The sequence below is a fragment of the Scytonema sp. HK-05 genome (genome assembly GCF_963872035.1).
GTDB lineage: Bacteria > Cyanobacteriota > Cyanobacteriia > Cyanobacteriales > Nostocaceae > Kalymmatonema.
Window position 1 is genome coordinate 12,701 of the sequence record NZ_CAWMYC010000150.1, and the last position, 26,809, is coordinate 39,509.

Below are 26,809 nucleotides of genomic sequence, written 5' to 3' on the forward strand. Positions count from 1 at the left end.
AATATCCTGTAGTGCGAGCATCTTGCTCGCGTTGATATGAAAACCCGGCGTTGATATGAAAACCCGGCGTTGATATGAAAACCCGGCGTTGATATGAAAACCCGGCGTTCATCTGAAAACCCGGCGTTGATATGAAAACCCGGCGTTCATCTGAAAAATCGCGTGGAGATTGAAAACCCGGCGTTTGGCGAACAGTAGCGGGCAAGATGCCCGCACTACGCAATCCGCGCACTACAATATACATGAAATGAAATTCTCAATCTCCTGTAATCCCTGATGGATAAACCAACCCCCAAACGCCCCGATGTTTTTATTGAAAAAATGATGCCTGTGCAGGTATTAAACGAGCAAGTTAATTTTGAACACGGGGGAAATCCATTTAAAGGATTACATCGCTGGTATTCACGTAAGCCATTGTCATTTAGTCGCGCCAGTGTGTTGGCTTCTTTATTACCAGCAGATATCACAATGCAAGAGTTTGAATATTTGCTGGGGTTAGTACCGGGGAAGGAGGTAAAACTATATAAAACGCCGCCTAATTCTGTGCAAATTAAGAAGGTGCAGGATTATTGCGAGAAGGTTTGGGGAACTCGCACACCCACAATTTTAGATGCGTTTGCTGGAGGTGGAAGTATCCCTTTTGAGGCGGCGAGATATGGGTTAAATGTGCTGGCTTCTGATTTAAATCCTGTAGCGGTGGTGACGATGAAGGCGGCGATGGAATATCCGCTAAAGTTTGGCCCAGATTTGCAGCAGGATATTGATAAATGGGTGAAGTGGGTAGGGGATGAGGCTGAGAAAAGGTTAGCTGAGTTTTTCCCTTCTTTACCTGGGGAAACTGTGCAGAATTATTTTTGGGCGCATACGGTTGTTTGTCCGAGTTGTGAGTCGGTTGTTCCGTTGAGTCCTAATTGGTGGTTATATAAGCGTCCAGAAAAGCAGAATTTACATAAATGGTGTGCAGTAAAGCCAATTCCTAATCCTGAAAATAAGCGGGTTGATTTTGAATTGGTTAAGGGGAGGAAGGGGAAGGGGACAACGATTATTTATAATGATAATTCCGTTCCCGTAGTGCGAGCGTCTCGCTCGCGTTTATCCTCAGAACATAATAATACTCTTAATTTATCAAACGAAAATGAAACTTTAAATGATAGCGAGCAAGATGCTCGCACTACAAATATTGAACATGAATATGATCCTGATACTACAATTACTTTAACTAGGGGCGTTGGTAAATGTCCTAATTGTAGCAATGTAATTGAAGATGAAGCAATCAAGAGATATTCATCTGTTAACAGTCTAGGTTATCAATTATATGCAGTAGCCTATAAACAAGGAAAATCAGGATTAGAATTTAGACTGCCTAAACAAACTGATTTAGATGGTATTCAAAAAGCTGAATTTTATCTACAACAAAAATACTCAGATGGTAGCATTAGTAATTTAATTCCCAGTGAACCAACCAGTAAAGGTTTACATGATTCACCATTATGAGTATGGTTTGCGAAGGTATGAGGATTGTTTTAACTCTCGTCAGCTTTTAACGCTTGTGACTTATATAGAAATTATCAACGAAGCAAAAGCACTAATTCAAGCTGAGTATGAATGGGAGAAGGCACAAGCAATTTCAACTTATTTAGCTTTAGTTTCAGATAGGTGTGTTGATAGAAATTGTAGATTGTCTATTTGGCACACAGCAAGAGCTTCAATAGAGAGAGCTTCTACTCAGCACGCACTTAATTTAACATGGAATTACCCAGAAATTAATGGTGCTGGTGAGCTATGGGTTTCATGTGCTGATGCATTTGCATCCGATTATGAAAACTTGTGTGCGTTATTCGGAACTAAACCAGGTACAACAGGTATCCCAGGAATTGAACAACACGACTCAAAATCAATTCAAATAGAATCAGCATCAGCTGATAACTTAACTCATATTCCTGATAACTCTGTAGACGCAGTTATTACCGATCCACCTTACTACGCCACAATCCAATACGCCGAACTATCAGACTTTTTCTACGTCTGGCTAAAACGCACCCTTGGCGATATCTTCCCCGAATTATTCTACCTAGAACTCACCGACAAAGATCGTGAAGCTGTCGCCAACCCTTCCCGCTTCCGCAACATGGGAGTATCACCTGAAGAACTCGCCAACCAAGACTATGAAGCAAAAATGGCAATGGCGTTCGCCGAATACCACCGCGTCCTCCGCGACGACGGCGTAATGACAGTACAATTCAACCACAAAGACTCCGGCGCGTGGGATGTCTTAGCCAAATCCCTCATCGATGCTGGTTTCGAGATTACCGCATCTTGGGCAGTCAGTACCGAAAACCCCCAAAACTTACACCAAGCGCAGAAAAACGCCGTATCCAGCACCGTGCTTTTAGTATGCCGCAAACGCGACCCCAACGCTGAACAAGCTTGGTGGGATGACGTGCGAATTGACGTGCGAAATATCGTATTTGAAAAAGCACCAGAACTCGAAAAATGCTTAACTGAAGATTCTCGTCCTGCTGCTGATAGAGTAGTAGATCCGCAACGCCGCATTAAACCCCCTGGTATAAACTTGTGCTTAAGTGCTTTCGGTTCTGCATTGAGTGTGTTTACCAAATATAGTTCCATCCTCGACAGCGCCGGGAATCCAGTTGAACCCAAAGCAGCATTTGAAGAAGTACGCCAAGCCGTAGTCGAATACCGACTACAAAACTTATTACAAGGTAAAGACTTCAACGGTATCGACCCCTTAACCCAATGGTACATCCTCGCCTGGGATACCTTTGAAGCGCGAGAATTCCCCTTCGATGAAGCTAGACAACTCGCCTTAGCAGTCGGTGGTTTTGATGTTTCCGATTTAGTCAAAAAACACAAACTACTCGATTCAGCTAGCGGTTACTGTAAATTACTCACCCCGCAACAACGCCTGAAAAAGCGCGCTTTCTCCGTCACCGATACTGAATTTTCTGCCAGATATTTAGTAGATGGACTCCACGCCATTATCGCCCTTTACCAAGAAGAAGAAAATACAGAACCAGTCCGCAGGTTTATGAAAAATACTGGCTTAGTCAGCAACGATTTATTTATGCGGACATTTGAAGTAGCGTTAAAAGTAATTCCCCGCATTGGTGATGAAAAGAAACGCATCCCCGAAGAGAAAGCCTTATTAGATTTGTGGTTGGCTATGGATGAAATCAAAGCCAAAGTCTCTTACAAACAGACTGAGTTACCCTTGAATAATGGACAACTGAGTTTAAACCTAGATTTTGGGGGTTAATAACTGCTTATGTTCAACTACAATCCTTTAGAGTGCCTACCTTCATCAGCAGAATTACCAGATTCAGATGATACCCCTGTGGATAACGAACTGCAAATATTAATTCCCAATTTATTGTTAGCCATCTTAGCCGCTATTTGGCAAAACCGCGATGACTGGTTTTTCGGTATTAACATGGGAGTTTACTATACACCCAATAAAGGAGCCATAGTCCCCGATGGATTCCTGAGTTTGGGTGTTGAACGTTTTGTGGGAGAAAATGGACGTTCTAGTTATGTTTTGTGGGAAGAAGAGGGTATTCCACCAATTTTAGCTTTAGAAGTTGTTTCTCAAACTTACAATGGCGAATATGAACAGAAAAAAATTGATTATGCAGAATTAGGCATTTTGTATTATGTCATTTATGCACCAACACGGCTACGTCGTAAGCGTCAACGTTTAGAAGTTTATCGCTTAATTAATGGTGAATACATTTTACAACCAGGCGATCAAGTTTGGATGCCCGAAATTGGTTTAGGTATTGGACGGGAACAGGGTAGTTATCAAGGAAGAATAAGAGAATGGCTATTTTGGTATGACGAAAATGGTAACAGATACCAAACCCCAGAAGAACAATTGCAAAATTTATTAGCTAGATTACAACAGCAAGGAATTGACCCAAATACACTTTAATTTTGTTGACAGTTGACGGTGAACAGTCAACTCGCTACCGCAAGAAGCAAGCTACAGTGAACGCTTAACAGTCATTGGTCAGAATTCATGATTGAACTAATAAGGAGATAAGCAAATATGAAGGTTAGAGGCATAAAACGTGGTCAAAACATTGAAATATTAGAACAAGTTCATAATATTCCAGATAGAACAGAAATAATCATAGACGTAGAATTTATTGAAAATCCAATTAGAGAACCACAACAACCCTTAACAGAAACAGAAAAACTAGCGAAGCTCAATCAATTATTTTGAGCTTGGAAGAACCAACGTGAATTAACAGAAATCTTTACAGAATTTGACTTATATAAACCACAATACGGTTCAATTAAGGATTTTAGTTGTATTCCCGTTTTCTGTAGAGACGCGCCATGGCGCGTCTCTACAATGTGGTTTTGATCCGGGTTCTGGTCTTATCTGAACCGTATTGATATAAACCACATCTCTTGTGATAACCATAGTTTTTAAAAGTAGTGGGAGCATCTTGCTCCCTGGTGGTAGTAGTGGGAGCATCTTGCTCCCTGCTGGTAGTAGGTAGTGGGAGCATCTTGCTCCCTGCTGGTAGTAGTGGATAAAATGCTTCCTGCTGGTAAGCTATTCCACATTTAACTTGCATAATTATCGCGGACAAGATGTCCATCCCACAAGAGTTTCATTTAATTTGATTATGCAATTTAGATGTTTTTCAGCTTAGTAGCGGGCAAGATGCCCGCACTACTCATTTTTTTCAAAATTGGCGAGGTTTAATTGTTGATTATTATGATTAAAAAAACGGTGACCCGTCTACAATCAAAAGTAATGATATTTTATCAATTCTAGCATTTTTGTTAAAAATATATATACTAGTGAAAAAAGATGTTGTTATTTTACATGTATATCACGGACGAGAAAATCGACCTCGTTAGTATTAATTTTCAAAGGATATAAACAACCGCATAATATGCCGAAAATTTTACGTGAATATCCTTGGAAAATTAGTTACTCCAGCAACACCCACAACACCATTGCTGATTTCTACATTCCTGCTTTAGAATGTACCATTCAATATGACCGCAAAGCAGGTTTTTTCAGCAGCGCCATTTTAAGTAAAGTGGCTCGTGGTTTAGGTGCAATGCTGCACAATGAGGGGAAAATACGCTTAATCATGGGCTGTCAGTTTAGTCCGCAAGATTTACAAGCAATTCAACAGGGATACGAACTGCGCGACGCATTGCTATCTCGGCTAGACGCAGACTTAAAACCCCCAGAAAGTTTTGCTCAACTCAAACACTTAGAAATTCTCAGTTGGTTAATTCAAAATCAATATCTCGATATTAAAATTGCTATTCCTCTTAAAGAAAATGGACTGCCAGAAGACAGTACACAGCAACTAGATCCACAGCATATATTTCACGAAAAAGTTGGCATTTTTACAGATAGCAAGCGCGATAAATTAGCATTTAACGGTTCCAATAATGAATCTATCGGTGGCTGGGAGAGGAATGTAGAATCATTTCATGTTTATTGTTCTTGGGAGGGAGGAAGGGAACTAGATAGAGTTGAAGAAGAAGTAGCTAGGTTTGAGCAACTTTGGTATGACGTATCGCCTAACGTGCGAGTATTTGATGTTCCAGAGGCGGTACAAAAAAAGTTGTTACGTTACGCCCCTGCTACGAAACCTAACTGGAATGCCCAGGCTGAATTTGATACTCGACCTTTAACAAAAGAATTAAACCTTGTCCGTTTTGAAACCTTGGGTAGTGCGGGCATCTTGCCCGCTACTACCAGTAGCGATACCAGTAGGGAGCAAGATGCTCCCACTACGAAAACTGAAATAAACAGTCAACAGTCAACAGTCAACAACGAACAAGAACGGTTAGCATTTACTCAACTTGCCAATATTCATGAACATCCCGGCTGCTTGGACTTTTGTTTAAAATCAATTCCTATTCAACCCTGGCCGCACCAAATTAAAATCCTGCGTCGCGTTGCTCAAAATTTTCCCCAAAGTTTTCTTATTGCTGACGAAGTTGGTTTAGGTAAGACAATTGAAACTGGTTTAATTCTGCGCTATCTACTGTTGTCCAAAAAAGTGAAGCGGGTACTAATTTTAGCACCTGCTAGCGTTCAACCCCAGTGGCAAGAAGAATTACGGGAAAAATTCAATCTGCATTTTTGGAGTTACACATCTACAGAATTTAAAGACCCTTACAAGCGCACTATCCCAGCAGCAGCTAATCCCTGGAATACCCAAGACTTAATCCTTGCTTCTTCTCATTTAGTACGTAGAACTGAAAGAATGCGCCAGATACTAGAAGCAGAACCTTGGGATTTAGTAGTGTTAGATGAAGCGCACCATGCACGCCGTAAAAGTCCTCAAGACCGTAAAGAAACGCCCAATCGCTTGTTAGAGTTAATGGCACAGTTGAAGGAGAAAACCAAATCTCTGATTCTCCTCTCAGCAACTCCTATGCAAATTGATGCCATAGAAGTTTTTGATTTGTTAAACCTGCTGGGATTGCAGGGACATTGGAGTTATGGCGATAATTTCTGCGATTATTTTGCCTCGCTACAAGGTGCTGTCAAGCAGGAAGTAATTAATTTTTGGCAAGTCATGTCTAGCGATTATTTTCAGCGCGGCGGACAGCCTTGTTCTAGATTAGAGCAGTTTTTAACTAAACAAAATCGCATCCTCGCTTACAAAATGCAAGATACTTGGCAACGGGGAAAGAAAATCTCCAATCACAAACAACTTTTGGCAGATGAAGACTTTATTGACACCTCACGCCAATATTTGACAGTGAACACGCCTCTAAAAGACTTGATGTTCCGCCACACCCGCGACACTTTACGACAATACTACCGCCGGGGACTGCTAGAGCGGGATATTCCTACTAGAGTTGTGCAGGACAACGCCATTACTTTGGAACCACAACGGGAAGTACCGCTTTATGTAGCTGTCAGTGACTATGTGCGTCATTTTTATCGACTGGCGCAAAAAGATAAACGTTCTTGTTTGGGTTTTTTGATGACGCTTTACCGCAAGCGCCTAACCAGTTCATTTTATGCTATCAAGTCATCTCTGCAACGCCGTTTGGATTATCTGTTAACTCAACAGGGAAGCGTTTTAAGTGATGACGATTTAGTTGATGTGGATAATGAGGATGATGCAGTGATTGCTGGGCTGGAATCTTTCTTTGAACCAGTAGATCCCCAGGAAATTCAATATCTTGAAGATTTACTCCGCCAGTTTGAAAATACTGGGGAAGATACTAAGCTTTCTCGCTTTATTCAGATTTTGCGTCAAGAATTAACCGAACGAGAAAGTGCTATTGTTTTCACCCAGTATACCGACACGATGGACTATCTGCGGGATACTTTGCAAGAGTTGTATGGTAGTCAAGTGGCTTGCTACTCCGGTCGCGGCGGCGAACTTTACCAGACTGGGGAGTGGTGTCTAGTTCCCAAGGAAGAAATTAAACGCCGATTCCGCCAAGATGAAATCAAAATTCTCCTTTGTACAGAATCTGCTTCCGAGGGCTTGAACTTACAAAATTGCGGTGTGTTGATTAATTATGATATGCCTTGGAATCCCATGCGGGTAGAACAACGCATTGGCAGAATTGACCGCATTGGACAAAGGTATTCTACTGTGCGAATCCACAATTTTTACTATGATGGCACTGTAGAAGCGAAGGTTTATAAAAAATTACGCGATCGCATCAATGCTTTTGCCACTGTTGTTGGTAATCTTCAGCCTATTTTAGCCCAAGTTCCTACCTTTATTGAACGAGCTGCTATGAGTGCAGATCCAGAAGAAGAGGATGTTTTAATGTCTGAATTCGATTCTGTGTTAGACAGCCCACCACCTCGTCTAGCAATTGAGGAAATGGTAGCAATGGACTTGGACGCTGATCTAGCGGAAATTCAAAAACCAATTACTTCGACTCCCTTTACACCAGAAACTATTGAGCAGTTATTCACATCCTCAGCAATTTTAAAAGTCAATGGCGTACAGTTTGAGAGAAGGGCTGAGAGTATTTGGCAACTAACTTATAAAGGGCAGAATTACACGGTTACTTTTTACCCTAATATTTTTGATGAAATGCCTTCCCTACGATTAATGAATTTTGGCGAACCCTTGTTTGAAAAATTACTGCAAGTAGTTGATTGTTGAAACCATGTCACCCTGGATGCGATGGGCACTCAAAAAAATATTGCGGCTCAGATTCAGCAGGCGCAAGCTGAGTATATCCTCTGCCTCAAAGCTAATCATCCCACTGTGTTTAAGCAGCTAAATGCTTGGTTTAAGACGGCGATTGCGCAAAGCGCAGTGCCAAAGGCAATCGCCCAGGGCTGTTTACCTAGACCTTCAGAACATACCACTGAAGCCGGGCATCATCGCACAGAAATCCGCTCATGTGGACGTTCTTGCTCGACCAATTGTGGCAAAGCCAATCGCCCCTTGGGCGGCTCCTACGGAGCATCGCTTAGGTTTGATTGTCGTCGTAGACATCGCTGCATCACCTCACAACTAAAATCTGTGACAAAATAATCTTGTTGTCCTATAGCCAATGCGATCGGCTACGACCTATGATTTCTACCATCAAGCGCCGCTACACTTTGGATGAATATCGCGCGCTCGAAGAAAAAGCGGAAGGACGCAGCGAATATCGAGATGGAGAAATTATACCCATGCCCGGAGGAACCCTCAAACACAGCCGCATCAGTGGTAATATTTTTGCCTTTCTCAAGTTTCTGCTGCGCGATACTCAATTTGAGCCAATTAACAGCGATTTGCGGCTGTGGATTCCTGAACATCGACGCGGAGTATATCCAGACGTGATGATTTTTAAGGGCGAACCGCAACTGAATAATGATCGCTTGGATGAAGTCTTGAATCCTATTTTAATTGTTGAAGTACTATCTCCTTCCACCGCAGATTACGACCGACAAAATAAATTTCGGATATATCGATCAATTCCTAGTTTTAGCGAATATTTATTAGTCGAGCAGGATGAAGCTTTTGTCGAACGCTATAGCAAGCAAACCCAAGGTTGGTTGTTCAATGAATTTAAAGGCTTGGAAGAATCTATTTCCCTAGACTCAGTTGGGATGGAATTGCCAATGGCGGAAATTTATCGCGGCGTTGTTTTTGAGTAAAATAGCTCTGGCTGAAAGAGGCGAGCGATCGCGCAGGTTGGTCAAGCAAGCATTCTGCTGGTCTGGTTCCATCTATAACTTTGTAACAGCCAGGACAGATGTGTATTATTAAATAATGGAACGGACGTGGAAGATTCATCAATGCAGTTAGTCAGTCGGGAGCATATCGAGATCGCTTCTAATGTGCGGAGTGGAAAGCCCCGCATTGTCGGTACCCGCATTGCTGTAGAAGATGTGGCGGTGATGCATTTAAAGCTAGGGTATTCCTTGGTAGAGATTGCTGGTAAGTATGACCTGTCACTGGCATCTGTTTATGCAGCAATGGCTTATTACTTTGATCACCGAGACGAGATTGATCGTCGCATAGCAGAAGAAGATGAGTTAGTTGAGGTACTGAAGCAAAATCATCCCTCGCATCTCCAAGAGAAACTCAGACAGTTGAGGAATGAGTAAACGAATTAGCTTTCATCTGGATGAAAATGTCGATCCTGCAATCGCGCTTGGCTTGCGCCGTTATGGAATTGATGTCACAACAACCAATGATGTGGAATTACGTACTCAAACCGATGAAGTCCAGTTAGCGTTTATTCAGAAAACACAGCGAGTACTGTTCACCCAAGATGCAGATTTTTTGATTATTGCAAGTTCTAGGCTTGATCATCCTGGCATTACCTACTGCAAAAAAGGGACTCGTTCAATTGGTGAAATTATTGAAACCTTGGTTTTGATTTATGAGGTGATGACACCTGAAGAGATGGTGGGACGTGTCGAGTTTGTGTGAAATGAAAGCAGCACCGAGAGGCTTGCATTCAAAAACTCAATTCTGGGGAACATTGAAACGAAAAACCCCCAATCCGCTACAAAAATTTTGTAGCCTGATGGAGATTCCCAGTGATGCTCAGGTTTTAATTCAAGCGTTTTTTTAATCCACGGTCGATTGCTTTTCTTACGCTTTGCTATAGTGATTTTGCAAATCTGCTGAAGACAGCGTTCACCGTTCGCGTAGCGTGCGCTTTGCGCCCACCAACGGTTATCGCCCACTTTGTTAATGCTATCAAATTGGTAGTATTAGGTGCGTTGCGCGAGCGACAACGCACCCTACACGATCTATTTTACTTTACTGGCTGAGGGTCGAATTCTACCATCGACCACGATGATTTCTGGTGCTCTTTTACCACCACTTATCTCACTTCGCCTGAACTTGATTAGCTCATCCAACGCTCTCGTAGATTCAGTAGTGATAATAATAAGAAAAATACTATGAAAAGTTCGCTCAGCAGCATTATAAATAGGAAGTTGCTTCTCGTAGCCTGATCTAATGTTGTTTGATGTGTATTTGACTTCAACATTTACTCGCGCATTGTATCCCCTAGAAATCTTGAAATCAACAGGACCTCTACCTGCATTTGGTTCTCTGTTCAAATCTAGATTGTTCGCACAGCAATAGGCATCGGCAATTCCGAACAAAAGTAGTTGGGCAAATCGCCCATTTCTTAATTGCCCGGAATCATTCCAAAATGTTACTGATAGTCCGTTAGACTCGACTAACGTTTTGAAATGATTACATATCTTGACAACCACCTGAAGAATATTTTCAGAAGTTATTCCACTCTCAACACTTAAAGGCAGGGGAAACAGTTCAGCGTACTCTTTTGCAATTTCATACCAGATAAGCTGCCCCGATGAGTCTTTTTCAAAGTCATATTTTTCGGCAGGTTTACCTTTATACTGTTCGACTAGATCCTGTAGTAGTTCGGGATAATGTAGTAAGATGTACTTCAACTCACGCTTAGTTATTCTCTTTCTTGTAGCATCCTTCCAAGAATCCCCAATAATCTCATTAACACGATTACGTAAATCTTCGTTGTGAGCGCAAACACGATCAATATCATCCCAACCATATGCAACAGGAAGATCATTTAGAATCTCATTAGGAATCAAGATTGTGGGACGATGACTACCCGAAACTGCTGGTAACAAAAATTCCTTACCGCGTGCTTTTGCATGAAAGGTACTCAAATTGAGATTTTTAGCAACTCTCTCTGAATAAGCCAGTAAATCTAGAACAATGATGTAAATTACCATATCGCTGATTCGATCAGCACCAATGTTTTCTTCGATCAGTCCAACTAACTCAAAGATAACTGGATCGGTTATGCCTGTTTGTATAATTTCCCAAGCTGTGTTTGTTAGATTCTGAGCTATTCCCGATCCAATCCCGCTACCTGATGTACTTTCTGCAGAATATCCCAAAGAAACGAACGGTAATTCTGGAAATATCAATCGTTTTTGAGCGGCACGGAAAAATCTATCTCCAGAATTCTTTGTTGCCTGTAGAAGATGAATAACTTCTTTGAAATGGTCTTTGAATCTTTGGTATGAATTTCCAAGTTCTGGAACTTTAGTAGTTTCAAGAAGATGAGGATCAACATAAAACTTTGAGTCGATATCTATAAAACCGTTGAACGCTCCTTCTTTTTCCAGAGCTTCTCCAGAAACCCCAAAAACTTCACTTATCTTCTTAGGCATAAGACTGTTGCTGATACTGCCACCAGTTTAGCTCTCAAAAACTAAAATAGAAGAACTGACCGAAACTACATTAGTCTTAGATTACCTACCGATACTGTTTAAATACGACCCCAACCAAGGACTAAAGCATCTAAGTATTTATTAGAAAGAAAAAAGCTCATCGGCGGCATAATCAATTGTAACCGAAGCAGGTAAACTCGAACTTGCCATCCGGTGCAGCGCCGTTGTTAGAGCTTGTATATAAACAGTTTAGGCAATCTTTCTGCATGGATATTTGGATTTTAGCAGGGCTATTATCTTTGACCACACCTCATTGGATGCAGCCTGAAGCCTCACTGTCACATCATAGTTTGACCCCAACTCAGCAGCAAAAGGATTAAGCCACCATCCTCTAACCAAACACCGATCACAGAAGATTTCAAAATCTGCCCCAACTAGTTTTAGCTCAAGAGACGGCTTGTATCCTTTACCCATCTAGAGTCTGTTACTGTATTTTGTTATACCCATTTTGAATGTTAGATTTTCACGATACCATAACTGGTCACTGCATCGGGAAAATAGATCAAGTCGATTTCAATAAGCAAAAAGGCATATTGCTTTCTCAAAATGCTTAAATCGTTTCTCATTTTGGTGTTTTGGGCAAGCAAAAAGGCATATTGCTTTCTCAAAATGCTTAAATCGTTTCTCATTTCAGTAGATCGCGTATTCATTTTGGTATTTTCGGCAAGCAAAAAGCTATATTGCTTTCTCAATTTACCTGTTTGCTAACTAATTCCAGTAATTCAAGCACTCATGACAAATATCGCTGTGTAGCAAAAGCCATTGAAGATTTGCCGGAATTTTCTATCACATCATAGTTTGACCCAAACTCGGCAGCAAAAGGATTGAGCCAACTCCATCCTCTAACCAAACGGCGATGGCGCAGAGCGCCCGCTTCGCGATGCTCCCGAAGGGAGCCGCGCAAGGCGCGATCGCAGAGGATTTCAAAATCAGCCTTTGAGGATGTGAATTTCAATTTGGTCGCTTGCCCAGCTTAGACGATCGCTCTCCAGTGCTAGACGGGCATCGCGGTAAAGTCGCTCGTCTGGTACTGGAGGGCAGCGATCGCTGATTAAGTTAAGAGTTGGCGGAAAGTTAGTCTTTTGCCTTGATCGTCCAATTGAGGGCAAGTTGTCCTGCAAGTCGGCGTTGCTCACCTTCCCGTAAAGGATGATAACGAGCAGCTTGAGCATCACGGAACAATTGCTCTAAACCCAGCGAACGATAAAACGCAGTGCCACCCGTAGCTTCCATTGCCAGATCAACCACATTGAGCACAGCACGTGCTGCTAACGTGCGACCTATCATAATTTGATTAGTGGTATCAAATCCAGGTTGACTGGTATCTGCCACTGTAATCATATGTTGTAGCGCTAACTTTGCAGCCATCAGTTCGTTCTCGATGCCGCCGACTAAGTAGCAAATATGGTTATCTTCTGGGCGTTTCTGAATCAACTGCGTCGTTAAGTCTCGTGCGGCTTCTGCCACACCCACATATACTGAGTAGACCAATGGCATTGCCAGCATTGAGATTATGTGAAACAAAGGATGCCACTTACCCTGGGGTCGTCTCAGCGCGATCGCTGTATCAGGCACAAATACATCCGATAACAGGATGTTGTGGGAGCCTGTGCCCTGCATACCCATTGCGTGCCAAACGGGATCAATCTTGACTCCTTCAGCATGAACAGGAATCGCAAAATGCAGAACAGTGGAGCCAGCTTCTGGATCATCGTAAACAGCGCTAGTCATGAGCAAATCACCGGCAGGGGCACCGCTAGCAAAGACTTTACAGGCGTTAATGTAAAAACCACCTTCGACCCGAGTTGCCGTACCAGAGCCTTGTAACCAATCAGAACCACCGCTACTGAGGAGGATAATTTGTTCCATTGCCACTCGTCGCAGCAAACCCTCCATAGGAGCATTTTGATGACGCCAACGCCATACAGGTATCATTACTTGATGCGTATGCATGGCAAAGGCAAGCGCAGTGGAGCTGCAATGATGGGCAAGCTCACGCAGCACTCCACACATCTCGATGTAGCTTGCTCCTCCACCGCCTAACTCAGTAGGCACACCCGCCGAAACGAATCCATGCTGTTTCAAATCTGCAAAGTTTTCAGTAACAAAGCGATCGTTTTCGTTTGCATCAGTGCGACGTTCTGCAAATTGAGAACCTAAATTTTTAGCAAGTTCTATCCAGGGTTGGGCAGGTGAATGGGCTGTAGGGGCTTGTAATTCCAACATAGTGTCGTCCTTTAGAGTTACAGGAATTGATTTCAAATACGAGCAAACTTAATTGAATAGTTGATGAAAGACAATGTGCAGACCACAGGGGGATTGCACTCGTCTTTGTGATTTAGAAACTGTCAACCTGGAGACAGTTAAATTGAAATGTTTGAACGTTGTGTGATGTCCCTTCAGATGCTAGGTTTTTAACAGCGGCTTAACGGAGAATAATGCACTGTAACTCTATACTTGACTATAAAAACGGGATGTGCAATGACTAAGACTCTGGAGTTCTTGACTGAAACGCCAGACCAGTAAATGTCACTTTACTGAGTGAACGGTTGTAAGAATTCTTACTTAAAAGTGCTATGGATGTTCTCTCTGATGTGCTTCGAGTGATTCGCCTTTCGGGTGGTGTTCGGTTTCGTACCGAGTACTTTGCTCCTTGGAGTATTGAAACGCCACCGCCAGATCAGTTAGCAGTGCTACTGCAAGCAGCTTCACGGCGAATTGTCTCGTTTCACATTGTTGCTGAGGGAACCTGTTGGGTAGAAATTGATGGATGCTCTGAAAGCAAACAACTCTCTGAGGGAGACATCATTGTTTTTCCCTATGGCAGTTCTCATATTTTGAGTGATCAACCCGGTAAACCGCCGATTCCAGTCGGAGATATCCTTCCTCCTCAACCCTGGTCAGATATGCCAGTTCTGAAATATGGCGGGAATGGAGCGCTGACGCAGCTTGTCTGTGGCTTTTTGCTGTGTGACGAACTGTTGTTCAATCCATTTCTGCGAACCCTTCCCCTCCTGATGCATATTCCGGTCTTTGCAGAGCCAATTTCTCCGCTGTTAGAAACTGGAGTTCGCTACATCATTCAAGAAACGCTCGGTGATCGTCCGGGCAGCAGTTGTCTACTGGCACGGTTAACCGAGTTAATGTTCGTGGAAATTCTCCGCAACCAGATGCAGCAAATATCAGAACAACAGCTTGGTTGGCTGGCTGCATTGAATGACTCAATTGTGGGTCAGGTACTGAATTTGCTGCACGCTCGCCCTGAACATAACTGGACGGTGACAGAGCTGGCAGGACAGGTAGGAGTTTCGCGATCGACACTGGCAACTCGCTTTACTCAACTGTTGGGACAGCCACCCATGCAATATTTAACACAGTGGCGGCTACAGCTAGCGGTGAACTTGCTAAAAAGTACAGATGCAGGCATGGTAAAGATTGCCACTCAAGTGGGTTATGAGTCAGAAGCCGCATTTAACCGAGCATTCAAGCGTCATTTAGGCATGCCTCCTGCAACGTGGCGACGTGGAAGTGGTATTGCACACCACTGAGAGAACATCAGTTGACCACACGAATTTACTTGAGCGGAAGAAACACGTCGGTAATCGCCTCATGCTCAGGCACATCCGGAAAAAAACTGACTCTCTGTAGAAACAGTGGAAAGTCTCGCGGTTCTTCTCCACTCAACGGGAGCCAGTTCGAGTAAAGATAAGTGATGCTCTCGCCAAGATTAGCGTCGTCTCCCATGTGTCGCAATACGGCGCATCTACCACCAGGAATGATTTTTTCTACAACCCCAAATGGATTGTCAGCCACATCTCGATCTGTTGATGCGCATATGTCAAAACGATAGTTTTCAGGCGACGTCTCGGACGGATTATCGTAGAGGATGTTAAAAGTAGCGCTGACTTGGGGCAGCAGATTGTTCTGCTTTCGCCATTCGATAAACTTGCGAACCGAATTCCCGATAAGATTTGGATCGCCCCTATGTTCAAGAGCGGCAACTTTAGTGTCTTTAAAGGTGATTAGCTTGACATTGGCGGGCTGATTTTCTGGTTTCATGTGCTTGATCCTTAAGTCACTTAATCGTTGGTAAGTCAAGTGCCAAGGATTCCACTGCGGACGCTCTCTGAACTCGGAAGGAGTTTGCCCTATGCTTTTCTTGAATGCACGAGAAAACGATTCATGGTTTTCGTAGCCACTCGCCAGCGAGATCTCGATGATTTGCATACGGTCACGAAAGGCAAGTTGGTAAGAAGCGCGCTTCAAGCGATGGAGTTGAACGTATTTGTATACGCTAATCCCGAAAAGTTCAGAGAACTGCCTGTGAAAATGATACTTCGAGAATGCAGCAACGTTGCTCAGGCGATCGACAGTAAGGTCGTCGTCTAGATGAGAATCGATGTACTCAAGCACCTTACGGAATCTAGAGTGATAGGTGACAACGGCAGATTCTGTCAATGAAGCATCCTCCTCGGCTATCAATAGACTACTCCGTTGGAATCTATAAAGCTTGACAGAAATTGCTCAGTCTGCAGGTGCTCAGTTTGGAACATAACGGTTCGCTTGAGCGGCTGTAAAGAACTTTATATCCCCATGAGCAGTTCTTACCAGTTCATTCCAAGCAAATTGTTAGGTATGCTAACTTATCAGGTGGTTCGCCAGAAACTGACCTACGTCTCTAATCATATTGCTCACGTCTTGCTCCGTAAACTCATTAGGTTTGCCATGAGCTGCACTATTTCGTATATCTGCCAATGCAGTTATTTGCTTTTGCACGAGCTTGTTGTACACACCAGCTTTAGTCAAATCAGCATTCATCTTATCTAGCTTTCCATGTGAAATACGTTCCTTGTCACATAGCTCCCGCAATGCTGTTTCTAGTACAACGCCTGCGATGACAGCAGCGGCTGTAGAGTAGCCGCTACTCAATAACTCATTTGCTTGTTCAAGTTCAGAATCAAAAACTTCTGCCTGAACAAGTGTTCTCATGGATGAAAGGTAACCACCTTCAAAATCTTCTTTTGCCGCTAAAAATATAGCCTTCAGACTTTTGAAGGTAGTGTAGTTTGTTGTATAGAGTATACCATCTTCATTTTTCTCGAATTGCTGAAAGTGTTGAGATTCTTCACCGCAAACTTTTGACAATAAATTTTTAACTTTTACTTTCCAATTTAGAAGCAGATCATTATCAATATATTCACCACTAGCGAACATCTCACTATGGTGCATCCTTTTAGAAGCTTCAACTTGCATTGCTTGAGCCTCTAACTCATCGAAACGTTGCTTGAAAAATTTGTTCAACCTAAAAGCTCCAAATAATAACTAGCACTAAATTCCAACAATACCGAACAAGTATACCTAACTATTTTTTATAATGAGATTTTCCGTAAAACCACTCTGTACAGGCTATTCATAATTCGACGCTATATTTTTAATTTCATGACAAAAAGCATCCTAAAGATATGGAAGGATGTGAAAACTACGATAATTTATACTTATGTTCTTAACCGTGCAGTGTTAGGTAACTGGCTACTAAGTAGGTTTGTGGAATGAAAATGAACCATCCTACTTAGGAATTGATGCCCTGCGGCTACGCCTAACACATCGTACGTTTAATTATGTCCGCTTACTTACTTAACATTTACTCTAACAACCAAGCAAACAAATCCTTGATTGTAAGATGTAGCTCACTTGCAAACGATGGCATAGGAAGAACTTCATCTGGCTCATCAAACACTTCAGTTTCTTGTTTAGGACGATAGACAAACACAGTTTGCTCATCTGGATCGATTAACCAACCCATTTGAGTTCCATGCTTCAGACAATGAAGAATATTTTTCGTTACTTTTTTAGACGTTTATGCAAGTTCTTTACCGACAATGATCCGCGCTCCTGTCATATGATCTCTCTGGTAAGTGGTTCGGATTCGGAAGCCGCTTCTCTCATCAACTTCATCAAAAAACTCAGATGCTTGATTGTATACAGTATGATTGTTGATAAATTTGTTGCCAATGTTGTTCTGAGTTCCAGATCCGTTGTTGTTGAAACTTTGAAAAGTTCCATTATTTTGTGTAGGTTTCGTCAAACCTAACAGATGCAATGCTCCTTTTATAATCTCTTCATCTTTGCCGATCTGAGCTTCGTCTAAAGCCGCCTTCATAGGTTCCTTCCAAATATCAGGATTTTGCTCATACTCCTCCAACAATTTTTCAGGTTCTACGGTTTTAGCTACAGTTGTACTTGAAATCTTTGCCTTGATAAGCTTCTTCCATTTCTCGTAAATATCCTTAAGCCCTGCATTGGCTATGCCTTTACCAAAGAATGCCAAAATCTCCAAAACCATACTGGCATCGATCATTGTCTAACTCCTAGTGCAAATGTACTGCACCAATTATATTTCGTTTTTTACCTGTGAATACCTAAACCAAAAGCATTGCGATCGCTCACAGCTGATTTGCTGATTTGTTTTTTTCAGTTGCTGTTGTTATGCTGCTATACACGCACTATTTTGCAGCAACAAATTCATCAGTCAATGGCATACCACGCTCTGCACGAACTTGAAGACAAGCAGCGATCGCATCCTTGATATTTTCAATAGCTTCCTCTTTACTACGTCCCTGGCTAACACAACCAGGAATACTGGGACACTCTACAATCCAAACTCCGTCCTCATCACGGTCAAGTGTCACATTAAACTTCATCAATGACTCCTAGTGTTTGTTTGCTGTTTCTATGTACAGAATAGTTGGTATGTTCTTAACTATGGCGGTAAAGGTGTTTGTAGTCCACTGGACTCACAAAAAATTTGTCATGAGTGTGCGATCGCTTTGTTATGCTGATGCACGTACGGGTTTGGCAGCTACAAAATCCTAAGGTAAAGACCACCTTATGTAATCGATACATGAGATTTCAGTTTTGCGAGAATATCGTAAGATCTCGTCCAGAGAATCGACCCTCCTTCTTCTGGGTCAACGGTATGCGAAGCGTTTGGCAGGCGCGAAGCCAGGATCGCGCCAAAATCTGGGGAGTGAACCGTGCTAGTATCCAAACCGCCATACCAGAGATCCACAGGAACGGTGATGTCCTCCAGCTCCACAGGCCATGAACCCAGCGCATTGGCGAGGTCTCGCGCGTATCCCTGTGCGCCCTGCGAGAAACCCTCCTTCAACGCCCGCTGATATGCTTCGCCCAACGTGTCACTCTCATACAACGCCCGATCGCGCTGGGCACTCATCCCAATGATTAACTGCCACAGCCCCTCCTGCGTTGCCATCTGGGAAAAGTGCTGCTCGAACTTCATAGCATCTTGTTGGACAGCAGCAATCATCCCCTCTACATCCGGATGCAAGAGCGGTCTCACACGCGGATGGGCAAGTTCGTCCTGACCGGACACAATTGCGATCGCCTTCACGAGGCTCCTTCCTGCGAGAGCGAATGCGAACGGTGCACCTTGAGAGAAACCAACGGCGAGAACATCATGCAGATCATTGACCTGAATAAACTCCCGCATGTCATCCACCCAAGAGGACAACGTCTTGTTAGGGTGAGCATCGGACAAACCCAAGCCAGGCCGATCAATGGCAATAAGTTTCAAGCCGAGACCTGGAAGGTCGCTTGCGCCAAAACCAAGCCACCCGCTCATTCCAGCCCCGGTGCAAAACAAAACTGGAAGACCGTCAACAGGTCCCCATTCGGACCACGCGAGCATACGACCATCATACAGTTGCATCTTTGCCTGTCTTTCGGGTGGTGTCACAAGATTGTTCATGCTATTAATTCTCGTCATCTCTTCAAAATACCAAATCTTTAAGATGGTCTTTGAGGTGACGTAAGATTCCGCTCTCAGTCCTTGACAGGTTTTGAGCGATGAGCGGACAAAAACAGATGATGGTGCATTGCGCTTTGCAACAACACTACGGGAGGGATGCGATCGCCCAAGGGGCAGTGGCAAAGCCAATCGCACTAGGATATGCGTTATTACTCAAAATTTTATCCAGCGCAAATGTAGCGATCGCTCTTGCTACCAGTTTTCCAACATCAGCCCATCCACATAGCCAAAGTCTGAATCATCCGTGACCAACCGGCAACCATGTTCCAAACACTGCGCCGCAATCCAAACATCATTCATTGGAATCGGTCGCCCCTTCTGCTTCAATGCCAACCGAGTTCGAGCATACACCACCGCAGTTTCCCGACCCAACTTTACTACCTCACACGTCTCAATAAACTCCAAATAACGCGGCAGATTTTGCAAAGAACGACTTGAGTTTTCCGCTCCAAATAATAATTCACCCACAACAACAGTCGGTAGAATCACTGTTGTCAATGCTAATACCTGAGCCACAACTGCCTCATCGCCATTCAAAAAACGAACTGCGACAGAAGTATCCAAGGCTACCTTACCATTCATTTGTGTCTATCTGCTCAAACTCTGCCGCGTAGACACGAAGTGGCTTGTCGTCAGACATCGCCTGCTGCAATTCTCTAGCTTCAGAAGCACTCAAAATTCCAGCAAACTTCGCTAAAGGATGTTCGTCTTGCGGTGTCAAATCCGGTTCTGGTAACTGACGCAGAAAATTGGAAATCACATCAGAAAGCGACATTTGTTGTTGCTGCGCCCAACGTTCTGCTTTTTGGATCAAAGCTTCATCAATGTCTAATGTAATTTTGGTGGTCATGGCTGTGCATGGTCTTAGACTGTCTCATTTTACCTGTTAGATTGGGCTGCCAGTGGTGAGGTTCAGCTTTTATCGTATATTTGGGATGTTTGAGATTGTGGTGCCTTGCGCTTTGCGACAATGCACCCTACAGATCGATGTGATCGCTGAGGGGCTATGCTAAAAATAAATCACAATCAATTAATAGCGCAATTTCAATCATTTAGACAACAACTACGGAATTGTTTTGAATCGCGTAAGTTCTATTTACCATACACCATATCATTCCTTTGGTTCTACGATGTCTTCAAATGATGAGGCTTTATTGCTATAACGTCCGTTATGTGCTGTCACCATAGCTGCTTTCAATATCTCTGCATCCAAATTTCCATCCGGTGAATTTGGGTTAGGTTTACCCCCCAGCTCTTGGGTATAATTCCAAAAAATCATATCAAAGAATAATTCTTGCTTTAAGCGTCGATTTTCCAGAAACTTAAGACAGCCATTAGCGAATTGTGGGTATTGAGAATATGAGTTGTTTAACTGATTGCGTAGTTCACGAGCGCTAAAACTAATATTAACAGCCTGCAAATCCTGTGCTAGTTTTTCAACCGAGGGTGATGGGGAAATCCGTAATGGCGATTTTTTTTGAATGGTTTGTGGCAATTTTAATGTTCTATGATTATCTGGATTTGGTGGTGTAGGTTTAGGTTCTAATAACTTTACAACACCAGCTATTAATGCTGCTATAATTGTTGCGCTTGCTGCTATTATAGCAGCTTTTATAGCTGGATTTGTATCACTTGACTTCTCTGTATCATTCTGATTGAGTCGAATTTCTACAGGATTTGTAGGATTTGTATTAACAACAGATAGGTCAATATAGCGATTATATAGCTTGTAGCCTTCAGCTTCTACCCTTATGTTTACATTCACATGACTACTGCTAATAATAGAAATTGAAAATAGAAAAATTCCTTCTGTGTCTGTATACTTTACAACTGGAGTTCCTAAACCTTCCAATGAAACCTTTGCATCTTTAATAGGTTGATTCTTTTGGTCTACAACCCGACCTATAAAATTATGCATAAATTTAATTTAGTAAGTAGCTATTAACTTATTACTCAAGCTTTTATAAGAAAAAATAAGTTATTACGTTCATAACCAGACACCACTTATCTATTTTGAAACTTTGATTTTACTCTTGTTTAAATTGCATCCTTAACTGTCGTTTTAATTATCGGATTTAATAGTGTAGATTTAGGTTCTAATAACTTAGACACCTTAGAAACTAACATTGCCGTGCCAGCTATTAATACTGCTATAATTGTTGCTTTTGATGTTATTCTGCTGCTTTTACAGGTATTGGAGTTTTATTACTTGGGTTCTCTATATCATTCTCAGTGAGTAGAATTTCTTTTTACACACCTTATACAACGGAAACTCAATATAATATCTCCATCTTGAGAGCTACCTTAGAGGATGTTTGAAAAGTCACTAGACTGAAAATTTTTGTAGGTTGACGAAAGAATTAGGGTTTCACCCGATATTTTTGGGCTGATGATCGCGATCGCGCGTTCGCGTAGCGTGTCCCTTTGGGACTCAGCGCAGTGCCCAAAGGGCAATCGTAAGCACTTACAAGAAAAGCCACCTACAACACCCGTTCCTTGAAAAGCGGATTCCGCCAGAATTCCGGCAGATTGTATATACTCGCTCAAATGAGAGGCTGATAAAGGTTCTGGAAAACTTTTCGGTCTACTAAATTTTAGCAAGAATCGCTTGGGCACCTGCTTCGTCAGTAATCAGTCCGGTAATCAACTTGCCACGCAGAGCAGCCAGAATCGCCTCCGCCTTTTTCACACCCCCTGCCACACCAATAATCAGCCGTTGAGCGGGTTGTTCGAGTGGTACACTGGCAACCCGGCTGTTCGTTCCCTGTTGAAGCAACACTCCGTAATGGTCGTAAGCCCAACCTGCGATTTCCCCTGCTGCACCCAGTTCAATTAATTCAGTCACTTCATCGTCATTGATAAAGCCATTTTGATGTAATGGGGCATTCCAGGCAATGTGGCTAATTCCGACAAACGTTGCTTTAGCTTGCTCTGCAAGAGTCTTGACGGCGAGAAACGATCGCTGAGTCTGCAAAACTTCCCGTTCTTCAATGCTAGTGGCTACGACCGGAGTCGGCACTGGGTAGGCTTGGGAACCGACGCGATCAGACAAATGCATAACCACTTCGTGACGACCTGCAAGCCCATAGTGGGACATATTCCCAATTATTGAAACAATCTTATGTTGTGGTTGGTTCATTGATGGGATTTGCTCCACCATTGCTCGCAACGTGCGTCCTGAGGAGAACGCCAGTATAATCGGGGTTTTCGCGATCAGGTAAGCCTCTAGATGAGTGGCAGCACACACGCTAATTCCATTAAATGTCTCACCGCTACCTGCGTCAGTTGGTACTACTTCACAAAGCGACAGCCCAAACTTATCGCGTAATGCCTCAGCTAAAGCAATGCATTCACTTAGGGGATGATCGAGCCGAAATTTGATTAATTTTTCACTGACTGCAAGTGCGACCAAGCGTTGTGCAGCCTGTCGCGAGACATTGAGCTTTGCGGCAATCTCTTCCTGTGTATTGCCGGCGATGTAATACAGCCAGGCAGCGTGAGCAGCCATATCTAATTTACGAGCCCTAAGGGGCAAGCCAGCTTTGCTGGCATCGCGCCGCTCAGAGAAAGGTTCTCCCATATCCCACCTTCAAGAAGTATGTACCTACCAAAAGAATGATTGCATTATTTGAGCATATGCCCAAATGCATACTTTTTGCTCAAATTTTGTGAAGGTAGTATAGCGGTATACTCTAAGTGTTTTAACATCACCTTGCATACAGAAAGCCGCAGATTCGTTGTCTTTATTTTCTATTGCCCGCCAGTAATCTCCAAGTTGAATCCAGTTAGGTAGCTTGCTTCGTCGCTCATCAGGAACGCTACCCCATTCGCAACTTCCTCTAGGCTTCCCAGACGGCGCATCGGCACTGAATTGATCATCTGCTGCTCAACTACTTTGGGATCGGCGTTAAAGTACTGGGAACCCACTGCTGCCTGCAATTCTGTTTGCCGCGTCCACATAAAACCGGGACCGATGAGCGCAGGAGAGACCGCATTCACCCGAATGCCGTAGGGAGCTAAATCTTTGGCTGCTGTCTGAGTCATTCCAATGACCGCGAACTTTGAAGCGCCATATGCCAGCATATTCGGTGGACCAACCACTCCTGCATAACTTGCCATGTTGACGATGACGCCTCCACCCGCATCGCGCAGGTGCTGTGCAGCCGCCTTGAGAACGTGGAAAACGCCGACAACGTTAATGTCAATGACCTTTTGAAAGTCGTCATCGGGATATTCGTCCGTCTTGGCAAACACTCCTTGATAGCCCGCGTTGTTAAAGACATAATCGATACGCCCAAGCTGTTGAGCAGCACCAGTAAAGGCTTTGGCAACATCATCAGCAGCCGTAACATCACAGCGAAATGTGCCGACTGGAACGTTGTACCCTTTTAGTTCCTCAGCCACATCTGCCATCTTCGATTCATTCAAATCCAACAGGACTACACCTGCACCATCAGCAGCAAAACGGTGTGCAGTTGCCTTGCCAATATCTCCCGCACCGCCTGTAATCAGGATGTTTTTGCCTGCAAACTGATAGGTTGCTTTCGCTGTCATAGTTTCAACCTCTTTTTTAACCTTTTATTGAAGAATTGTTGCAAATGCCAGCCATTGAGGTGGGGTTGGTATGATTCTATTATTGAGCTTTTACTCAAAAAAAGAGCATAAAATCAAAAATTTAATTCGTTCGATTTTTTAATTTAAAGGAGTTATGCGATGCGTATCCCCCGCTTCGCTAAAGTACTGGTTGCATTTGTCCCTGGAGTGATGCTGGTGCAACTGCTGCATGCTTGTTCGCCGAGTTCGCGAGCAGCAGAGAAAACTACACTGACGATCGCCACTGTCAACAACGGCGACATGGTGGTTATGCAGGGGCTTTCCCGCAGGTTCGAGCAAGCCAATCCCAGTATTCAACTACGGTGGGTTGTCCTGGAAGAAAACGTGTTGCGCCAACGCACAACCACAGATATTGCTAGCCAAGGTGGGCAGTTCGATGTCCTGACGATTGGTTCCTATGAAACACCGATCTGGGCTAGGCGGGATTGGTTAAGACCATTGGATCAACTAGGCGCAAGCTACGACGTGAATGACCTGCTCAAACCTATACGAGAAGGACTTTCTCATAACGGTAAACTCTATGCCGTGCCATTCTATGGGGAAAGTTCCATGCTGTACTACCGAAAAGATTTATTTAAAAAAGCTGGGATTACGGTTCCTGAACAGCCAACCTACCCCCAAATGAGAGAATGGGCAAGCAAGATCCACGACCCAAAACATGGTGTTTATGGGGTTTGCCTGCGCGGAAAACCTGGTTGGGGTGAAAACATGGCATTTGTTTCCACGTTGGTCAACACCTATGGTGGACGCTGGTTTGACATGAAGTGGCAACCAACGATCAATACTCCAGCCTGGAAAGATGCAGTGGGATTTTATGTTGATTTGCTCCAAAAGTATGGTCCGCCGGGAGCCAGTTCCAACGGATTTAATGAGAATCTGGCGTTATTCTCGACGGGCAAATGCGGTATGTGGGTGGATGCAACCGTTGCAGCAGGGCTGTTATCCAATCCGAAAGAATCCCAAGTCTATGACAAAGTTGGCTTTGCCCGTGCGCCAATTGAAAGATATCCCAATGGCTCAAATTGGCTTTGGGCTTGGGCGTTAGCGGTTCCAAAAACATCAAAATCACCTGAAGCCGCTCAAAAGTTCGTTGCCTGGGCAACCTCTAAGGAATACATCCAACTAGTTGCTAAGGAAAATGGCTGGGTTGCTGTACCGCCGGGTACGCGAACATCCACCTATGAGAATCCAAATTATCGAAAAGCTGCACCGTTTGCTCCGATTGTACTTAGAGCAATCCAATCTGCTGATGTTACCCGTCCATCCGCAGAACCAACTCCGTATAAGGGCGTTCAATATGTTGATATTCCAGAATTTCAGGCGATCGGTTCTTCTGTCGGGCAAACCCTGGCAGCGGCATTGACCAATCGTACTTCGCTAGACCAGGCGTTGCAGCAATCGCAGAGATCGACCGAACGGTTCATGAAACACACGGGTTACATCGAGTAATTCTAACCTGTTCCAGATTTTACTTGCATACAGTTAGCAGCCAGGATGCCTATTATAGCGGTTTGCAACTGGGTGTAATACATCAAAGAATTATGGAACCACAGATGGACAACGGACACTTGCTAACTCCTACGGAGACGCTGCTTTGAACAAGTCGGGGAACCCGCCCACAGCAGTGTCCTCCAGATGGACACAGATGAATTTGTACTTCATCCAAATGAAAATCGCTGTAATTCTAGGTTTTTCATTTTGAATTTTGAATTTTGAATTGCTTATGTCTTCTTCATTAGCGGTAAAACCTCAACACGAAACGCCACCACCCGCCAAGCCACGGACTAGGCGACAAGTGTCAACCTTACCTCTGGTTGCGCCTTCGGTCATTGTCCTGCTGCTGTGGATGATTGTGCCTCTGGTAATGACGCTATGGTTTTCGTTTCAGCGGTATAACTTGCTGAATCCACAGGCACGCAAATTTATCGGGATTGAAAATTTCACGTTCATTCTGACTGACTCAGCTCTGTGGACATCAATCATCATCACAGTCATTCTGGTCGTTTCTGTTCTGGCAATCACGATCGGTCTAGGTACACTCCTAGCAGTGCTATTTGACCAGGACTTTTATGGGCGTGGGATTGCGCGGGTGTTGGCAATCTCTCCGTTTTTCGTCATGCCCACGGTTAGCGCCCTGATCTGGAAAAATATGCTGATGCATCCGGTGAATGGGTTGTTTGCTCAAATCACCAGGGGTTTGGGTTTGGGGGCGATCGATTGGTTTGCAAACTTTCCCCTGCTAGCTATCATCATCATTGTTTCATGGGAATGGCTTCCCTTTGCCTTGCTGATTTTGTTGACTGCAATTCAGTCGCTTGATCGTGAACAGCTAGAGGCAGCTAGGATGGATGGAGCGAATGCGATCGCCCTATTTCGTTTCGTCATGCTGCCGCATCTGAGCCGCGCTATTGCGGTGGTCGCCATGATCGAGACAATTTTCTTCCTGACCATCTTTGCTGAAATCTTTGTCACCACGGGCGGTGGACCAGGACTAGCAACCACTAACCTTGCTTATTACATCTTCCTGAAAGCCCTGCTGGAATTTGATGTGGGCGGTGCCTCAGCCGGTGGATTAATTGCGGTAATTCTTGCCAACATCGTGGCAATCTTTTTGATGCGTAGTGTTGCTCGTAATTTGGATACCTAAC

Annotated in this window: 29 protein-coding genes and 1 pseudogene; 14 read left to right on the forward strand and 16 right to left on the reverse strand. The window is 43.6% G+C overall.

The window, feature by feature from the left end; all coding sequences use genetic code 11:
- The first annotated feature begins 276 nt into the window (after positions 1 to 276).
- From AACT52_RS34720 to AACT52_RS34735, 4 genes are all read left to right on the forward strand, one after another.
- Positions 277 to 1,494 carry a DUF1156 domain-containing protein gene (locus AACT52_RS34720; protein WP_233154142.1) on the forward strand — a complete coding sequence of 406 codons (1,218 nt, stop codon included), beginning with the start codon at positions 277 to 279 and terminating at the stop codon, positions 1,492 to 1,494.
- Entirely contained in the window at positions 1,454 to 3,277 is a 1,824-nt protein-coding gene (locus tag AACT52_RS34725; RefSeq protein ID WP_198941048.1) for a DUF1156 domain-containing protein, read from the forward strand. The genes AACT52_RS34720 and AACT52_RS34725 overlap by 41 nt, the downstream gene beginning before the upstream one ends.
- 9 nt (positions 3,278 to 3,286) lie before the next feature.
- Positions 3,287 to 3,949 carry a Uma2 family endonuclease gene (locus AACT52_RS34730; protein ID WP_073634989.1) on the forward strand — a complete coding sequence of 221 codons (663 nt, stop codon included), beginning with the start codon at positions 3,287 to 3,289 and terminating at the stop codon, positions 3,947 to 3,949.
- 117 nt (positions 3,950 to 4,066) lie between these two features.
- Entirely contained in the window at positions 4,067 to 4,243 is a 177-nt protein-coding gene (locus AACT52_RS34735) for a hypothetical protein (protein ID WP_158054896.1), read from the forward strand.
- A gap of 127 nt (positions 4,244 to 4,370) precedes the next feature.
- Here AACT52_RS34735 and AACT52_RS34740 read toward each other — a convergent pair whose 3' ends face one another.
- A complete protein-coding gene (locus tag AACT52_RS34740; RefSeq protein ID WP_073634990.1) occupies positions 4,371 to 4,604 on the reverse strand; it encodes a hypothetical protein in 234 nt (77 codons plus the stop codon).
- A 324-nt stretch (positions 4,605 to 4,928) separates the two neighbouring features.
- Between AACT52_RS34740 and AACT52_RS34745 the strand changes: the two genes are divergently transcribed.
- The 5 genes from AACT52_RS34745 (at position 4,929) to AACT52_RS34765 (ending at position 9,911) form a co-directional block, all read left to right on the forward strand.
- Positions 4,929 to 8,144, forward strand: coding sequence for a helicase-related protein (locus AACT52_RS34745; protein WP_073634991.1), 3,216 nt, complete (start codon positions 4,929 to 4,931; stop codon positions 8,142 to 8,144).
- A gap of 21 nt (positions 8,145 to 8,165) precedes the next feature.
- Positions 8,166 to 8,522 carry a hypothetical protein gene (locus AACT52_RS34750; protein ID WP_073634992.1) on the forward strand — a complete coding sequence of 119 codons (357 nt, stop codon included), beginning with the start codon at positions 8,166 to 8,168 and terminating at the stop codon, positions 8,520 to 8,522.
- A gap of 38 nt (positions 8,523 to 8,560) precedes the next feature.
- Positions 8,561 to 9,130, forward strand: coding sequence for a Uma2 family endonuclease (locus tag AACT52_RS34755; protein WP_073634993.1), 570 nt, complete (start codon positions 8,561 to 8,563; stop codon positions 9,128 to 9,130).
- 126 nt (positions 9,131 to 9,256) lie between these two features.
- Positions 9,257 to 9,583 (forward strand): DUF433 domain-containing protein, encoded by a 327-nt coding sequence (locus tag AACT52_RS34760; protein ID WP_233154143.1) that lies wholly within the window; start codon positions 9,257 to 9,259, stop codon positions 9,581 to 9,583.
- Positions 9,576 to 9,911 carry a DUF5615 family PIN-like protein gene (locus AACT52_RS34765; RefSeq protein ID WP_073634995.1) on the forward strand — a complete coding sequence of 112 codons (336 nt, stop codon included), beginning with the start codon at positions 9,576 to 9,578 and terminating at the stop codon, positions 9,909 to 9,911. Before AACT52_RS34760 ends, AACT52_RS34765 begins: the two co-directional genes overlap by 8 nt.
- A 326-nt stretch (positions 9,912 to 10,237) precedes the next feature.
- Here the strand turns inward: AACT52_RS34765 and AACT52_RS34770 are convergent, their stop codons facing one another.
- The 4 genes from AACT52_RS34770 to AACT52_RS34785 form a co-directional block, all read right to left on the reverse strand.
- Positions 10,238 to 11,659: a hypothetical protein gene (locus AACT52_RS34770; RefSeq protein WP_073634996.1), complete on the reverse strand. Its 1,422-nt coding sequence runs from the start codon at positions 11,657 to 11,659 to the stop codon at positions 10,238 to 10,240.
- A gap of 790 nt (positions 11,660 to 12,449) precedes the next feature.
- Entirely contained in the window at positions 12,450 to 12,674 is a 225-nt protein-coding gene (locus AACT52_RS34775; RefSeq protein WP_073634998.1) for a hypothetical protein, read from the reverse strand.
- Positions 12,649 to 12,828 carry a hypothetical protein gene (locus tag AACT52_RS34780; protein ID WP_158054898.1) on the reverse strand — a complete coding sequence of 60 codons (180 nt, stop codon included), beginning with the start codon at positions 12,826 to 12,828 and terminating at the stop codon, positions 12,649 to 12,651. The genes AACT52_RS34775 and AACT52_RS34780 overlap by 26 nt, the downstream gene beginning before the upstream one ends.
- Positions 12,794 to 13,945: an acyl-CoA dehydrogenase family protein gene (locus AACT52_RS34785; protein WP_073634999.1), complete on the reverse strand. Its 1,152-nt coding sequence runs from the start codon at positions 13,943 to 13,945 to the stop codon at positions 12,794 to 12,796. Before AACT52_RS34785 ends, AACT52_RS34780 begins: the two co-directional genes overlap by 35 nt.
- 350 nt (positions 13,946 to 14,295) lie before the next feature.
- Between AACT52_RS34785 and AACT52_RS34790 the strand changes: the two genes are divergently transcribed.
- Positions 14,296 to 15,267, forward strand: a complete 972-nt coding sequence (locus AACT52_RS34790) for an AraC family transcriptional regulator (RefSeq protein ID WP_073635000.1) — start codon at positions 14,296 to 14,298, stop codon at positions 15,265 to 15,267.
- Positions 15,268 to 15,292: 25 nt separating this feature from the next.
- Here the strand turns inward: AACT52_RS34790 and AACT52_RS34795 are convergent, their stop codons facing one another.
- The 5 genes and pseudogenes from AACT52_RS34795 to AACT52_RS34815 form a co-directional block, all read right to left on the reverse strand.
- Positions 15,293 to 16,177 carry an AraC family transcriptional regulator gene (locus AACT52_RS34795; RefSeq protein ID WP_073635001.1) on the reverse strand — a complete coding sequence of 295 codons (885 nt, stop codon included), beginning with the start codon at positions 16,175 to 16,177 and terminating at the stop codon, positions 15,293 to 15,295.
- 180 nt (positions 16,178 to 16,357) lie between these two features.
- Positions 16,358 to 17,020, reverse strand: coding sequence for a DUF4145 domain-containing protein (locus AACT52_RS34800; RefSeq protein ID WP_073635002.1), 663 nt, complete (start codon positions 17,018 to 17,020; stop codon positions 16,358 to 16,360).
- A 340-nt stretch (positions 17,021 to 17,360) separates the two neighbouring features.
- Positions 17,361 to 17,567 (reverse strand): annotated as a pseudogene (locus tag AACT52_RS34805) (Uma2 family endonuclease); the annotation flags it as partial.
- Between the two features lie 9 nt (positions 17,568 to 17,576).
- On the reverse strand, positions 17,577 to 18,077 hold the full coding sequence (locus AACT52_RS34810) for a hypothetical protein (RefSeq protein ID WP_073635003.1): 501 nt from the start codon (positions 18,075 to 18,077) through the stop codon (positions 17,577 to 17,579).
- A gap of 145 nt (positions 18,078 to 18,222) precedes the next feature.
- Positions 18,223 to 18,420, reverse strand: coding sequence for a type II toxin-antitoxin system HicB family antitoxin (locus tag AACT52_RS34815; RefSeq protein ID WP_073635004.1), 198 nt, complete (start codon positions 18,418 to 18,420; stop codon positions 18,223 to 18,225).
- A gap of 31 nt (positions 18,421 to 18,451) precedes the next feature.
- Between AACT52_RS34815 and AACT52_RS34820 the strand changes: the two genes are divergently transcribed.
- Entirely contained in the window at positions 18,452 to 18,592 is a 141-nt protein-coding gene (locus tag AACT52_RS34820) for a hypothetical protein (RefSeq protein WP_158054900.1), read from the forward strand.
- A gap of 13 nt (positions 18,593 to 18,605) precedes the next feature.
- Here the strand turns inward: AACT52_RS34820 and AACT52_RS34825 are convergent, their stop codons facing one another.
- Entirely contained in the window at positions 18,606 to 19,487 is an 882-nt protein-coding gene (locus AACT52_RS34825) for an alpha/beta fold hydrolase (protein WP_233154144.1), read from the reverse strand.
- Positions 19,488 to 19,585: 98 nt separating this feature from the next.
- Here AACT52_RS34825 and AACT52_RS34830 point away from each other — a divergent pair, with 98 nt between their 5' ends.
- Complete coding sequence (locus tag AACT52_RS34830) at positions 19,586 to 19,795, forward strand: hypothetical protein (RefSeq protein ID WP_143172944.1); 210 nt, start codon at positions 19,586 to 19,588, stop codon at positions 19,793 to 19,795.
- On the opposite strand, the gene AACT52_RS34835 is transcribed toward AACT52_RS34830, so the two are convergent.
- The 5 genes from AACT52_RS34835 to AACT52_RS34855 form a co-directional block, all read right to left on the reverse strand.
- Positions 19,740 to 20,129: a type II toxin-antitoxin system VapC family toxin gene (locus tag AACT52_RS34835; RefSeq protein ID WP_073635005.1), complete on the reverse strand. Its 390-nt coding sequence runs from the start codon at positions 20,127 to 20,129 to the stop codon at positions 19,740 to 19,742. The genes AACT52_RS34830 and AACT52_RS34835 overlap by 56 nt on opposite strands.
- Positions 20,119 to 20,397 carry a DUF6364 family protein gene (locus AACT52_RS34840; protein ID WP_096549510.1) on the reverse strand — a complete coding sequence of 93 codons (279 nt, stop codon included), beginning with the start codon at positions 20,395 to 20,397 and terminating at the stop codon, positions 20,119 to 20,121. Before AACT52_RS34840 ends, AACT52_RS34835 begins: the two co-directional genes overlap by 11 nt.
- A 261-nt stretch (positions 20,398 to 20,658) precedes the next feature.
- Positions 20,659 to 21,465, reverse strand: coding sequence for a carboxypeptidase-like regulatory domain-containing protein (locus AACT52_RS34845; protein ID WP_096549509.1), 807 nt, complete (start codon positions 21,463 to 21,465; stop codon positions 20,659 to 20,661).
- 669 nt (positions 21,466 to 22,134) lie between these two features.
- A complete protein-coding gene (locus AACT52_RS34850) occupies positions 22,135 to 23,127 on the reverse strand; it encodes a sugar-binding transcriptional regulator (RefSeq protein WP_073635006.1) in 993 nt (330 codons plus the stop codon).
- A gap of 170 nt (positions 23,128 to 23,297) precedes the next feature.
- A complete protein-coding gene (locus AACT52_RS34855; protein ID WP_073635007.1) occupies positions 23,298 to 24,101 on the reverse strand; it encodes an SDR family NAD(P)-dependent oxidoreductase in 804 nt (267 codons plus the stop codon).
- Between the two features lie 159 nt (positions 24,102 to 24,260).
- On the opposite strand from AACT52_RS34855, the gene AACT52_RS34860 reads away from it, so the two are divergent.
- Together AACT52_RS34860 and AACT52_RS34865 are read left to right on the forward strand one after the other, a co-directional pair.
- Entirely contained in the window at positions 24,261 to 25,610 is a 1,350-nt protein-coding gene (locus AACT52_RS34860) for an ABC transporter substrate-binding protein (protein WP_073635008.1), read from the forward strand.
- Between the two features lie 274 nt (positions 25,611 to 25,884).
- On the forward strand, positions 25,885 to 26,808 hold the full coding sequence (locus tag AACT52_RS34865; RefSeq protein ID WP_073635009.1) for a carbohydrate ABC transporter permease: 924 nt from the start codon (positions 25,885 to 25,887) through the stop codon (positions 26,806 to 26,808).
- Position 26,809 lies beyond the last annotated feature (1 nt).